Annotated in this window: 13 protein-coding genes; 3 read left to right on the forward strand and 10 right to left on the reverse strand. The window is 67.6% G+C overall.

What is annotated here, in order from left to right:
• The first annotated feature begins 11 nt into the window (after positions 1-11).
• A complete protein-coding gene (locus MRBLWH12_RS10250; protein WP_363548646.1) occupies positions 12-527 on the forward strand; it encodes a CinA family protein in 516 nt (171 codons plus the stop codon).
• On the opposite strand, the gene MRBLWH12_RS10255 is transcribed toward MRBLWH12_RS10250, so the two are convergent.
• The 6 genes from MRBLWH12_RS10255 to phnD all read right to left on the reverse strand — a co-directional run bounded on the left by MRBLWH12_RS10255 (position 511) and on the right by phnD (position 7070).
• Positions 511-1599, reverse strand: a complete 1089-nt coding sequence (locus tag MRBLWH12_RS10255; protein ID WP_363548648.1) for an alcohol dehydrogenase catalytic domain-containing protein — start codon at positions 1597-1599, stop codon at positions 511-513. The two genes, MRBLWH12_RS10250 and MRBLWH12_RS10255, sit on opposite strands and share 17 nt — an antisense overlap.
• Positions 1600-1615: 16 nt before the next feature.
• Positions 1616-2338 (reverse strand): HAD family hydrolase, encoded by a 723-nt coding sequence (locus tag MRBLWH12_RS10260; protein ID WP_363548650.1) that lies wholly within the window; start codon positions 2336-2338, stop codon positions 1616-1618.
• Positions 2335-3486 (reverse strand): TIGR03364 family FAD-dependent oxidoreductase, encoded by a 1152-nt coding sequence (locus MRBLWH12_RS10265; RefSeq protein ID WP_363548652.1) that lies wholly within the window; start codon positions 3484-3486, stop codon positions 2335-2337. The genes MRBLWH12_RS10260 and MRBLWH12_RS10265 overlap by 4 nt, the downstream gene beginning before the upstream one ends.
• Positions 3483-5210, reverse strand: coding sequence for a phosphonate ABC transporter, permease protein PhnE (gene phnE / locus MRBLWH12_RS10270; RefSeq protein WP_363548654.1), 1728 nt, complete (start codon positions 5208-5210; stop codon positions 3483-3485). The genes MRBLWH12_RS10265 and phnE overlap by 4 nt, the downstream gene beginning before the upstream one ends.
• Complete coding sequence (phnC, locus tag MRBLWH12_RS10275; protein WP_363551349.1) at positions 5207-6079, reverse strand: phosphonate ABC transporter ATP-binding protein; 873 nt, start codon at positions 6077-6079, stop codon at positions 5207-5209. The genes phnE and phnC overlap by 4 nt, the downstream gene beginning before the upstream one ends.
• A gap of 61 nt (positions 6080-6140) precedes the next feature.
• Positions 6141-7070 carry a phosphate/phosphite/phosphonate ABC transporter substrate-binding protein gene (gene phnD, locus MRBLWH12_RS10280; protein WP_363548656.1) on the reverse strand — a complete coding sequence of 310 codons (930 nt, stop codon included), beginning with the start codon at positions 7068-7070 and terminating at the stop codon, positions 6141-6143.
• Positions 7071-7238: 168 nt separating this feature from the next.
• Between phnD and MRBLWH12_RS10285 the strand changes: the two genes are divergently transcribed.
• A complete protein-coding gene (locus tag MRBLWH12_RS10285) occupies positions 7239-7982 on the forward strand; it encodes a GntR family transcriptional regulator (RefSeq protein WP_363548658.1) in 744 nt (247 codons plus the stop codon).
• 236 nt (positions 7983-8218) lie between these two features.
• Here MRBLWH12_RS10285 and MRBLWH12_RS10290 read toward each other — a convergent pair whose 3' ends face one another.
• A complete protein-coding gene (locus tag MRBLWH12_RS10290; RefSeq protein ID WP_363548660.1) occupies positions 8219-9298 on the reverse strand; it encodes a sensor histidine kinase in 1080 nt (359 codons plus the stop codon).
• 293 nt (positions 9299-9591) lie between these two features.
• Between MRBLWH12_RS10290 and MRBLWH12_RS10295 the strand changes: the two genes are divergently transcribed.
• Positions 9592-10248: a response regulator transcription factor gene (locus MRBLWH12_RS10295; RefSeq protein ID WP_363548662.1), complete on the forward strand. Its 657-nt coding sequence runs from the start codon at positions 9592-9594 to the stop codon at positions 10246-10248.
• Between the two features lie 21 nt (positions 10249-10269).
• Here the strand turns inward: MRBLWH12_RS10295 and MRBLWH12_RS10300 are convergent, their stop codons facing one another.
• The 3 genes from MRBLWH12_RS10300 to MRBLWH12_RS10310 all read right to left on the reverse strand — a co-directional run bounded on the left by MRBLWH12_RS10300 (position 10270) and on the right by MRBLWH12_RS10310 (position 13014).
• Positions 10270-11211 (reverse strand): hypothetical protein, encoded by a 942-nt coding sequence (locus MRBLWH12_RS10300; RefSeq protein WP_363548664.1) that lies wholly within the window; start codon positions 11209-11211, stop codon positions 10270-10272.
• A gap of 34 nt (positions 11212-11245) precedes the next feature.
• Positions 11246-11455: a hypothetical protein gene (locus MRBLWH12_RS10305; RefSeq protein WP_363548666.1), complete on the reverse strand. Its 210-nt coding sequence runs from the start codon at positions 11453-11455 to the stop codon at positions 11246-11248.
• A gap of 71 nt (positions 11456-11526) precedes the next feature.
• A complete protein-coding gene (locus MRBLWH12_RS10310) occupies positions 11527-13014 on the reverse strand; it encodes an HNH endonuclease signature motif containing protein (RefSeq protein WP_363548668.1) in 1488 nt (495 codons plus the stop codon).
• Between the last annotated feature and the right edge of the window lie 55 nt (positions 13015-13069).

The following is a 13069-nucleotide window of genomic DNA, read 5'->3' on the forward strand; positions in this document are numbered from 1 at the left end:
AGGCTTCGAGCGTGGATCACATCGATCGCCTGAGCGAACTCGCGGCCAGCCGCCGGCTGCGCGTCTGCGTAGCGGAGTCTCTCACCTCAGGGCAGCTGGCGAACACCGTGGGCCAGGGTGCGGATGCCTCCACCTGGTTCGCCGGCGGGATCGTCACCTACCTCACCGATGTGAAGGAACGGGTTCTCGGTCTCGCCCCCGGTACCGATCCGTGCTCGGCGGCGTGCGCGGAGCAACTCGCCTCCGGTGCGCGGCTGCTCTTCGACGCCGACATCTGCGTATCGACGACCGGTGTCGGCGGTCCTGGCCCGGAAGGCGGGCATCCGGCCGGAACCGTCTATCTCGGCTGGGCGACGCCCACCGCCGTCGGACATCGCCGGCTCGCTCTGCCCGGAGATCCGCGGAGCGTGCTCGATGCCTGCGTGGCCGCGGCGACGCATCTGCTCGCCTTCCACATCGAGACTCTCCACCCGGCCGGCCCTCGACGCGGGCACGATCCGGCGACGCCCGTCAGCGCCCGGGAATGAGGCCGATCCGCAGCGGAGCATCGGGGGCGGATGCCGCGCGCAACGCGTCGTCGATGGCGGTCAACGGCCGGACGTCGCCCACGACGTCGGCGAACGGGTAAGCGCGACCTCGGCCGGCGAGGAACGCGACGGCTTCCGCGAGCTCGGCGCCGGTGTAGTTGTGCACGCCGGTCACGGTGATCAACCGTCGCACGATGCTCTCGGCATCCAGCGCGACGGGTTCTGTCGGGAACACACTGCCGACGAGCACCACCGTGCCGCCGGTGTCGACGCCGGCGAGCGCCTCGGCGACGGCATGACCGGATGCTTCGATCACCACGTCGGGATCGCGGCCGAGCGCCCCCGCGCCGAATCGGGTGGCCAGCTGGCTGCGGGACGCGTTCGGGTCGAGTACCTCGACGGATGCCCCCTGCTCGGTCGCTATCGCCGCAGCGGACAGCCCGACGAGGCCGGCCCCGTGGATCCGTACTGCGGCGCCCTCGAGATCGCGATCGCGGCCGGCGCGGGCCACGGCCGCCCACGCCGTCGCCGTCGCGCACGACGCCGGCGCCAGCACGGCTGCCGGCAGCGACTCCGGAACGCGCACGATCGCCGTGCCCTCTCGCAGCTGCACGTGACTGCCGAATGCGCCGGTGAGGTCGCCGTGCGCGCCGATGCGCTCGTGCCCGTACTTGCCGAGCGTGCGGCACTTCTGCGGCATCCCGCGCAGGCAGCGATCGCAACTCGCGCAGGACACGGTGACCGACCACACCACGCGATCGCCGATGCGCAGCGGCGTGCCGTCGACGGCGGCCGCTCCGGCGTGACCGGTGGCGATCACCCGGCCGACGCTCTCGTGGCCGAGCACCAGCGGCGTGGGCGCTGTCCGCCGTCCGCGCACCGTGTGCACATCGGAGCCGCAGATCGTCGACATCTCCACCGCGACGAGCACGTCGCCGTCGGCGAGTGCCACGCCGGGAACCGCGATCGTCTCGTGCGGATGCCCCTCCCCGATCCACACCATCGCCGTTGCGGACGGGCGCAGCGCGACGTCGGTACGCGGGACGGAAGGCCGAATCAGAGCCGAGCCCATGTCAGACGCTCGACTCTCAGTGCGTTGCGCTCAGGCGAAGCAGTCCGCGCTCGGCGAGCGCGCCACGGAGTCCGGTGACATCGGGGAGCACGATGTCGGCACTCGCCGCGGTGAGCGTTGCGTGATCGTGCGCACCGCTGAGAACACCGGCGACGAATCCCGCACCGGCCCGGCGGCCGGATTCGACGTCGCTGATCGTGTCACCGGCGACGGCGACCGCGGCGACGTGCGACGTCTGCGTGCGGATGATCGCCGTCAGAACCATGTCTGGCGCGGGACGGCCGCGACCGGCATCCGCCGGCGAGAGTGCGAAGTCCACGAGGTCGCGCCAGCCGAGACCGTCGATCAACGTGTCGCGCGTCACCGGCGCGAAGCCGGTGGTGAGCACCACGGTCAGACCCGAGTCGCGCAGACCCTGGATGGCATCGGCCGCGCCGGGGATCTCGGAGACGCCCTGCTCGGAGACGATGTCCGCGTAGGCCCCCTCGAACGCGGCGGTGGCGCGCTCGGCCGCGGCGACATCACCTGCGGCGAGGTGCGTGAACACGTCGATCTTCGACTGGCCCATGGTCGCCCTGACGTACTCGAGGGCGTCATGCCACGGCATCCGGTCAGCGACGCCGGTCTGCTCTGCAGCGCGCTGGAACGCCTGCTCGACCACCCCATCGTCGAGCACCGTCGTGCCGGCCATGTCGAGCACGACGAGTTCGATGGGGGCGAATTCGAGCGGAGTGGTCATGATGTTCCTTCCATTGCGGGTGTCCACCCGAAGGTGGCGGTGAGATTCTCTTCAGCGAGCCCCAGACCCGTCGTCATGCCGATACCGCTCGTTGCGGCAAGGACCAGCACGCCGGGTACGTCGGATTCGATGACGAATTCCCCCGGCCCCTTCGCGTAGACCCCCTGCCAGCGCTCCAGCACACGAGGCGCAGGCATCTCGAACAGTTCCTCCGCCTCGGTGAGGAACGCCGCGAAGGCCGCCTCCGGCTGGAACGGTGAGGGCGCAACCGCGGTCACGTGCGAGTCGCCGACGATGAGTGTGCCGTCCGGCAGCTGGGTGTACATCTGGTTGAGGTCGAGCGCCGCGAGGTCCGGTCTCTCAGAGTGCAGTCGCTCGCGCAGGGCGGTCGCCTCGGGTCCGCCGGTGAAGCGTCCGTAACGCAGCAGCGACCACCCGGTGAGCAACGGCGCCCCGAGCGGACGCGGCAAGGAGACGGCGACGCGCATCATGTCGAGCGAGCAGCGGACGACGCCACGTCGTTCAGCGATCTCAGGAAGCAGCTGATCGACGTCGTGGTTCACGGCCACGACGATGCTGCCGGCCGTGATCGAGCCGCGACTGGTCTCGACGATCTCCGTGGTCACCGCGGTGACCGCCGTGCGGAATCGGAACTCCACGCCCAGACTCATCAGGTGACGGACGATGGCGCCTGCGGCGGAACGTGGATCGGTCTGCAGGTCGGTCTCGATGTGGGCACCGCCGACGAGCCCTTCGGCGCGAAGCGGGGCGAGACGGAGCAGCTCGTCTGCCGCCAGCATCCGCATCCCGCCGCTGCGCGTCGCCGCCTCGAGTACGGCGATCTCGTCGTCGTGCCTGGCAGCGACCAGCGTGCCGGACTCGCGCAGCCAGAAGCCGGCGTCGTGGGAGAGACGCAGCCACAGCTCGCGCGAGGTGTCCGCATAGCGGCGTGCTTCGCCGGACTGCGCTCCGATGCAGAGGTGGCCGAAGTTACGGATCGTCGCACCGACCGGGGCATCGGTGCGGTCGACGACGATGACACGGAGTCCCCGGCGCACGGCGGCGTAGGCCGCGCCGAGTCCGACGATGCCGGATCCGACGACCACGACATCGGCGTGGTTCTGGGTTGCATTCATCGGCGCGTTCATCGGAACACCTTCCGCATCCACATCGCGAGGCCTTCGACGACGAGAACGGTGACGAGGATCATCAGGACGATGGCCGTCACGGTCTCGTAGCGCGACCCCTGGCTGGCATTGAGCAGGTAGTAGCCGACCCCGCCGCCGCCGACGATGCCGAGGATCGTCGCCGCGCGGATGTTGGTGTCGAGCATGTAGAAGATGTGTCCGATCAGCGCCTGCATCCCCTGCGGCACGGTGGCCGAGGCGTAGGTCTGCAGACGACTGGCACCCACGGCGCGCAGCGCACGCTCCGGGCCGCGGTCGACCTCTTCGAAGGAGTCGGCGATGAGTTTGCCGAGCAGTCCGATGCCGCCGATGGCCAAGGCGATGACACCGGCCTGGGCCCCGAGTCCGGTGATCACCACGAGGACGATGGCGAGGATCAGTTCGGGGATGCCACGGATACCCACCAGGAGGAATCTGGCCGTTGCACGCACACCCGAACCGGGGGCGACGTTCGTGGCTGCGAGGGACCCGAGAACGATCGAAGGAATGAGGGTCAGCACGGTCGCAGCCAGCGCGATCGACACCGTCTCGCGCATCGCCTCGAACATCGCCGAGGCTTCGTAGCTGCCGAACGACGGCGGCCAGAACTTGGCGGCGACCTCGGGAAGCTTGCCCCAGAAGGTGAAGAAGTCGAGCCAGTTGATCTGGCTGACGATGACGCTTCCGATCACGACGAGCACGGCGACGGCGCCGCCGATCGTGTTTCGCACGCGCTCCGCCGTCCACGGGCGGCGAACGGCCGTGGTCGGGCTCGTCGCCCACGCCGCGCGGGACGACGACGACGTGCCTGCTTCCGCTTCCTGCAGGCGCGGGTGGATGATCCGGTCGATCCAGGAGCGCGTGTGCCTCTGCTGCCCGAGCATTGCGCCGCGGACCAGGCTGGAGACGATCTCCATTGCGATGCAGAGGAGGAAGATGACCAGGGCGATGCCGAGGCCCTTGCCGTAGTTCAGCGACTTGAAGGCGTAGGACATCTCCAGGCCCAGACCGGCGACGCCGACGTAGCCGAGCACGACACTGCCGCGGAGGTTGATGTCGTTGCGGTGCAACACGGTCGCGACCCAGCTGGGCAGCACCTGAGGCAGGATGCCGGAGGCGAACTCCTGCATCTTCGTGCCGCCGGCAGCCCGGATCGCCAGACGAGGCCCTTCGTCGATCTGCTCGATCGCATCGGCGAACATCTTCGAGATCATGCCGATCGAGTGGATGCCGATGGCGAGGATGCCGGGAAGCGTCCCCAACGAGAACATCAGCACGAAAGCCATCGCCAGGACGACATCGGGCAGCGCGCGCGTGAACACGCCGACGAAACGGGCCACCGCACGCCAGCCGTTCCCCGGCGTCGTGTTCGACGCGGCGAGGTAGGCGATCGGCACGGACAGCACGGCGGCCAGCAGCGTGCCGACCAGCACGAGGCCGACCGTGAGCGCGATCAACCAGACGAGGTCGCCGGGCTCCGGGAAGGAGAGTCCGCCGACGCGGCCCATGAAGTTCTCGGCGTTGCCCCAGCTCTTGATCATCGCCGGAATGGAGATGCCGACCTCGTTCACGGCGAGCACACCGACGACGACGAGCGTCAGGAGCGTGAGGGAGGCGGCGATCCGCTCCGGGGAGATCGGGCGTTTCGGGGCGCGATCCGCGACGTCGGACGACGCCGTGCCCGACCGCTCGGCGAGGAGAGTCACGAGACCCGCTCCTGCACCTTGACTCTGGAAGCCGCGGCCTCCTCCGAGTCCGAGGAAGCGTCGCCGGCATTCGCCAATTCGATCGAGACCGCCCTGAGCTCAGCGGTCGTCGTGGCCACCCGGCCGTAGATCTCCATGACCTCGGACTTGGTGAGGTCGGTCGTGGGTGTGTCCAGGACGACCTCGCCATGGCGGAGGCCGACGATCCGGTCGGCCCAGGTGATCGCGAGATCGACCTGATGCAGGCTGCAGACGACGGTGAGGCCCTCGTCGGCGGCGATCTCGCGGATCAGGGCCATCACCTGGTCGCTGGACTCGGGATCGAGCGATGCGACCGGCTCGTCGGCGAGAAGGATCTCCGGTTGCTGCATCAGGGCGCGTGCGATGGCGACGCGTTGCTGCTGCCCGCCGGACAGGGTGTCGCTGCGCTGATACGCGCGGTCGAGCAGACCGACGCGGTCGAGGTGCTCGAGAGCACGGATCTTCGCCGCCTTCGAGTAGCCCCAGAGACCGAGACGCGGTCCGCGCACGCCGGAGAGCGAGCCGGTGAGCACGTTCTCCAGCACGGTCAGGGAGGGAACCAGCTCGAACTGCTGGAAGATGAAGCCGACGCGGCTGCGCAGGCGCCGCAGGTTCTTGCCCCGGAGAGCGGGAACCTGCGAGCCCAGCACCTCGACGGAGCCGGAGGTGGGAACCTCCAGCCCGTCGAGGTGGCGCAGCAGCGTCGACTTGCCGGAACCGGAGAGACCCAGCAGCACCACGATCTCGCCGCGGGCGACCTCGAGCGAAGCATCCTTCAACGCCGTGGTCGACCCGAAGGTCTTCGTCACGCCGGTCAGACGGATGAGGGCATCGGATGCCGCGGTCATGGTGTTCGCGCTCATGGTCAGGTCTCCAGGGTCTCAGCTGTTCAGGGGCGATCCAGGTGGATCAGCCCTGGCACTGCTCCGCTTCGGTCTCCTTGCAGATGTCGCGGATGAGGTCGTAGTACTTGTCATCGACCGGCTTGGTGGCGTAGAAGACGCTGCGGAACGAGTCGCTGTCTGCGCTGTCGATGCCGGCGGCGATGATGTCGTGGATCGTGACCTCGGCGAGACCGTCGACGAGCTTCGAGGAGACGTCGTCCGGAAGCGTGGACGAGTACACCAGCGGCGCACCGGGGACCATGGTCTCGTCGATGACCTTCACGGCATCCGACTTCTCGACCTCGGAGTCCTCAGCGAAGCCGACCTCGCACTCGACGCCCTCGCCCGTCTTCTGCACGCTCACGTCGTGCTTTCCGGCGAACACCGGGGTGATGTCGGTCTTCGGGTCGATGCCGGCCTTGAGGAGGTTGTAAGACGGGAAGAGGTATCCCGACGTCGAGGACGGGTCGACGAAGCAGACCTTCTTGCCCTTGAAGTCCGCGATGCTGGAGATGTCGCTGCCCTTGGGGACGATCGCCTGCGAGAAGTAGCCGGGCTCCTGGCCCTCTTCGGTGACGATCGAGGAGATCGGGGTGAGCTTCGCGCCGTTGTTGGTCGCGGTGACGTAGGTGAAGCCGGAGAAGGAAGCGACGTCGACCTTGCCGGCGACGGCCGCCTCGATGAGAGCGGCGTAGTCGGTGGACTCGTGGTACTCGACGGTCTTGCCCGTGAGCTCGGCGATGTAGTCCATCAGCGGCTGGTAGTTGGTCTCGGTGTCGACGGAGTCGGGCACGACTCCGAAGACGAGGGTGCTCTCGTCGACGGCGAAGCCGCCGGCGGCGGAGGACTCATCGGCGCCCGGTGTACCGGTGGCCTCGGCCGAACCGGAACAGGCGGCGAGGCCGAGTGCGAGGATCGCGACGCCGGCGAGGGCGGGGAGAGCGCGGAGCTTCATGAGGACCTTTCAGGGTGGGTGGGGTGATCCACGAGCAACTCTGACAGGACGGCGATCGAGAAATATACCTAACTTGGAACTGTTCAACGGCTGTTTACCCGGATTTTGCCCGGGTGAACATCGACAGAACAGGGCAGCCATTCCCAAGAAGCCAAGTAGTATTCCTATGTGGCCGAAGCTGTGTACACCCAGATCGCCGACGACCTCCGAGCGCAGATCGCGGCGGGCACCTTGCGCCCCGGCGACGACGTTCCGACCGAGGCGGAGCTTGCAGAACGCTGGCGCACGTCGCGTGGCCCGATCCGGAACGCGTTGGCCGCGTTGCGGACGGACGGACTCATCGAGACGAGCCGCGGACGGCCCGCGCGGGTGGTCGCTCGAAAGGCGAACCAAGCGGTGGATGTCTCGGTGCCGTTCACGCGCTGGGCACGGCAGCTGGGTGTGACACCGGGCGCCCAGACCCAGGAACTGAGCCTTCGCCGGGCCGGTACACGCGCCGCGGCTCTGGGGGTCTCCCCCGACGACACGATCGTGAGCGTCGTGAGACTGCGGCTGCTCGACGGTCGCCCGACGATGCTCGAGCGACTCTTCTACACCGAGGCCGTGGGGCGTCGACTGTTCGACGTGGACCTCGACACGGTGTCCATCACCGAGTACCTCGCCGCGCAGGGGCATCCGATCGTCGGACTGCAGCACGAGATCGACGCGGTGGCCGCGGATGAGCAGGATGCCGCGCTACTGCGCGTGCCGCTGGGTACCCCGATCCTGCGACTCAGCCGCATCTCCCGTGACGCGGACGGCCTCATCTTCGAGGCGTCGGAGGATCGCTACCTCAGCGACTTCGTGCGATTCACGGTGGCAGCATCAGGAATCTCCACCGACGGCCACTACATGCGGGCAGTCGGCGGCTGAGTCCGGGATCCGGACAGAGAGTGCGACCGCGAGCGCGATAGGAAGTCAGAAGCCGAAGATCGCGCTCGCGATCGCAGAAGCGCTGGGGACGCTTCTCGCCAAGGCGCTGGGGGCGCCTCAATTGGGGCATTCCCCACGGTAGTAATAGGAGACGTCACCCAGAAGCGCCAAAGGTCGAAAGTCGTATAGACGTTCGTCCAGGATCCAACGGCGCGGAGACGCCGTCGACCGGCCGCTCAGGCGATCAGCAGCCGGGCCGACACGCGCCACTGACCGTCGACCGCGCCCGCGCTGAACGTGCCACTCGCCCCGAGCACGCGCTCCGCCATCCGGTTCAGGCCGGTGCCGCTGGAGGGAAGGTCTCGCCGGGGCGTTGCCGGAAGCGGACTGCTGATGGTCAGCGTCGCCGCCTCGTCGTCGACCTGCAATCCGATCGCGACTTCACCGGGGCCCGCGTGCTTCAGGATGTTCGTGGCCGATTCGCGCATGATCCGTGCGAAGACGATCTCTGCGGCGCGAGGAATCCGCTCGTCTCGGGGGTCTCCCTCGCTGACCACCGGGTGTCCCGCGGATTCGAACTCGCTTCTGGCTTCGTCGACGGCTACAGCGAGATCCCCGGTCTGCAGTGCGGACGCGCGTGGTCCGTCATCGGCGAGTTCGATCACGAACCGCAGATCGGCCATCGCCTTCCTGGCGGCGACGCGGATCGCCTCTTGGGATTGCCGAGTCACCTGTGCGTCGTCCAGCATCTGGACGTGCATGGCCACGACGGTGAGGTGGTGCGCGATGCTGTCGTGCAGTTCGCCGGCGATCCATCGGCGCTCGGCGAGCACGGCCTCGCGCTCCTGCAGTTCCTGTTCCACGAGCTGCTGCTCGAGGCGGCGACCGCGGGCGAAGGCCATCCGAAGGGCGAAGCCGATCGCTCCGGCCACGGTGGCGACGATGAGATAGATCCCGACGTTCACCGGACCGCTCAGATCGCCGTAGGCGATGATCGCCGCTGCGACGAGGAAGCCACCGATGTAGGAGAGGATCAGCGAATTCCACCCGAGCCGCATGACCAGCGCTGCTGCGACGGCGACAGCCAAGAGTGTCTGGATCTCGTTGCCCGTGACGAATGAGAGAGCCAGCATGAGCCCCAACGCGCAGGTGGCGAGGAGGGGCGACCAAAGATAGAGGATCAGCACGGACGTGGTCGCGATGCTGAGCACGGACGCGATGACGTTCACGCCGGGCGAGAAGAACACGCCGAGCAGATCGACAGCGACGACGACGACGATGACCACCAGGACGAAGATGCGCTCGAGAACGCTCAACGCCTCTCCGCGGCTCAGCCGGAGAATGCCCGAGTCTTCTCGGGTTGAAGTGGCGAACGCCATGGTTCACTATCTCCTACTCGCCAGGTAATCTAGCGAATGATGCCCAGAATGTAGCAAAGCTGCTGCCAAAAAGTCATGGTCTTTCACCTCCCTTATTGGTCTTTTGTCGAGAACTGACTTCATCTTCTCGGTGATCTGCGGCGACCACATCGGACTACCCGGCAGTCTTTTCTGGCCAAAGGTCTACATCGACAAATTGACGGACTTATTGCCGCCGTTAGGCTTCCTCCATGCCGGTTATCCGCGTTCTCATCGTCGATGACGATCCCCTCGTCCGTTCAGCGCTCTCGCACTTCGTATCCCGCGACCCGGAGATCGAGGTCATCGGTGAGGCCGAAAGCGGCGTCGAAGCGATCGCCGCCGTGGAGCGCGACCGCCCGGACGTCGTCATGATGGACGTCCAGATGCCCGAGATGAACGGAATCGAGGCGACGGCGGCGATCGCCGAGCGCTGGCCCGATGTCCGCATCCTCGCGGTGACGACGCTCGACGGCAGCGACACGGTTCTTCCGATGCTGAACGCCGGCGCCTCCGGGTATCTGCTCAAGGACTCGAGCGCCGACGACATCGTGCTCGGAGTGCGCGAGGTCTACAAGGGCGCCAGCTCGCTCTCGCCGAGGATCGCGTCGATGCTGATCAAGCACGTCCGCGACACCGAACCCACCGGCCGCGGAGCGCGCGACCTCGAGTCCCTCACCGAGCGCGAGTCCGAAGTGCTCGAACGTCTGGCTCAGGGCATGTCGAACGCAGAGATCGCGCGGACGCTCATCGTGTCCGAAGGCACAGTCAAGGCCCACCTCGGCCGCATCATGTCGAAGTGGCAGGTGCGCGACCGGGTGCAGATCCTCGTCACGGCCGCACACGCGGGGCTCGTCGACTTCCGCTGACGACGACCCCGAACCTCGGGGTCAGCCCCAGCGCTCCTGGAGCCAGGCCATTCCGGCGAGCGCTTCGCTGCGCTGGAACTCACGCAGTGTCGGCATGCTCGGCACCGCGGGACGTCGTGCCTTGGCGAAGAAGCCGCCGGTGAGGGCAGCGAGAAGTGCGTCGATGTGCGCGGCAGAGACGCCGGTGAACAGCGGATGAGTCCGCAGAAGTTCTTCGGTGTCCACCTCTTCGCCTCGCAGGCGTACATCGAAGAGATAGCAGAGCCCGTCGATCCAGTGCGCACCGACGGCGGCCCACGGCCAGTCGATGATCCAGGCCGTTCCCGCGCGGTCGATGAGCACGTTGTCCGCGCGGCAGTCGAGGTGCTGGAGGTGGTCGCCCTCAGCGGCGATGACGATCTGATCGGCCACGTCACGGAGGCGATCGAAGTTCTCGACGACCCACTCGGGCAAGTCGCCGACGGCGTCCGCTTCCTGGATCTCGGCCCAACCGGACGCATCGACGGCCAACTCGTCCGTCGCGCGCGGTAGGCCGGCGGCATCCGCTCCCCGCAACTCGGGCAGTGTCCCCAGAGCATCGAGGACGGCGACGACGTCGGCACCGTCGAGCGCGGCTCCGGGATGCCTGCCGTCGATGTCCTCGAGAATCAGTACCGCCCAGTCGTCCGAGACGAACGACCCGAGCAGGGCAGGCACGCGGATGCCGCGGGGCATCGCCTTCATCACGCCCAGCTCGCGACGATGCAGGTCGTAGGTGCCTGGGTGGTGCGGTGTGCGATGCGCGGTCTTGACGAATGCGCGCTCGCCGGCGTCGTTGCGCACCCGGTCGGCGCTGCCCGGCGAGAAGCCGTTGCTCTGACTCACCGCAAGGGTGACCGGCCCGCCCAGACGCTCGGCGACGAGCTCATGCACGTCATCGGGCAGTTCATCCCACGCGGTCCTGGTTGTCGAGGCGGTCTCCATCGCACAACGGTAACGGAGGAATGGGCCTCCTGAATCAGGGGCCTGACTGTCCGGAATCACCTCGCGACGGAGTCTTGAGCCGCCTGCGCTCAGCGATGCCCCTGACGAAGTACACCAAAGATCCGGACAGGGCGACGACGATCGTGACGATCGACCACCAGTCGGTCTGCCCCGTCAGCAGGATGTAGATCCCGACGCCCAGGAACAGCACAGCAGCGAGGAAGTTCCAGCCCGACGATTGCATGCCTGCGATGCTACACAGGGGGCCCAGCGGAGGACCTCGGCGGATGCCGGAATCGACCGACGGCTCGCACCCTATGGAGCCCCGGCCTGTTGCAACGATCGGAGGTGCTGCGGGTAGCGCCAGTGCCGGTCGGGGTCCCACCAGGCGGGGCCGCGGATTTCGGGGAGTCCGTTGTTCATGCGGATCTCCCACCCGCTGGTGTCGAGGCTGCGATGGTGCCACCAGCACAGAGCGACACCGTTATCGGTGTGGGTCGGACCGCCGTACGCGTGGTCGCGGACATGATGGTATTCGCACCAGGTCGCGCGGACGTGGCAGCCAGGGATGAGGCATTCCCTGTCGCGGAGGGCAATGGCCCGGCGCTGGTGGACGTTGAATATGCGGTCGGTTGTGCTGATGCTCCGGATACGTCCGTTCTCGTCGAACAGCACCCGCTGCACGTTCCCGGCACACGCGGTGTGGGCGGCGACGGATACCGGCACCGGAGTGTCGATGCCGTCAACGTGCGCCCACCCGCGCCCGGACGCGAAATCCTCCGCCGTGACGGACACGACCAAGGTCGGGGCGGCACCACCGAGGGTCGGGACGTCGTCGTGGCGGGCGGCGATGGTCAGGATCGCCGCGAGCGCATCGTGGCGTTTCTGCCCGGGCGTTCGGGAGTCGTACGGTGCCGGACACAGGTCGCGCTCAGGCGTGTCCTCGCTATCGCGGAGATCGTCGGTGGAGTCTTCATCGCTCGGGCGGAACATCACCCCGCTCGCGTGGGGCGCGGCTGGGCCGTCGACCTTCGGGTTGTTGTAGGCGTCGAGAAGACGCTGGAACTGTCCGGCAGCATCGGGGAGCAGGTTCCCGTGGACCGGGATGCCGCCGTCCTTCTCCCGCCCGAAGCTCAGGAACCGTGCACGCATCGCACGGTCGTCTGCGGGCTCTGCCCCGTCCGGGTCGAGATACGTGGCGATGACCTGGGAGAACAACCGCAGATCATCCGGTGTGGCCGGCGGCCCGGACTCCCCGATCGACTCAGCGGTCGTCGCGTCCGCGTCGGCGATCGCACACCCTCGCGCGAACGCCGCAAGCTGCGCATCCGCCCGCACCCGGTCCTCGCATCCGACTCGACGACCGGCCTGTTCGATCGGTCCGGTCGCAGCGAGCAACCCCGAGACACCGACCACGCCGTCCAGCAGCGCGCCCCGCAACTCCGGCCACCGTGCCGGCAACGGGGCACCCGTGGTGAGCTCCGTCTCGCGATACACAACCTTCGCTGCCTTCACCACCCGGCCAGCTCCTGCCGCATCGACCCGGAGGACCCGCTGAAGGAGTTCGTTCGTGTTCCGGCATCCGAACCGGCCCGCGAACGACGGCTCCCCCGGTCCTTCCGGGCGCCCATCCACGGAGGCGACTGTCTCGACGACCAGAGCATCCAGCAGACGTTGCACCTCCCCCGCAGCACGAAGAATGTCCATCTTCTCGGCATCTGAACGGCCCATTGGAGCATCCATCCGCAGCACCGGACCAAGGTCGGCGACGACCTGATCCAGGAGCGCTGCGGTGCTGTTCATACCTCCATTCAACCCCGGGCCACCGACATTTCAGCCCCTAAATCATCCTGATCAA

It is taken from the genome of Microbacterium sp. LWH12-1.2 (genome assembly GCF_040675825.1).
Classification (GTDB): domain Bacteria; phylum Actinomycetota; class Actinomycetes; order Actinomycetales; family Microbacteriaceae; genus Microbacterium.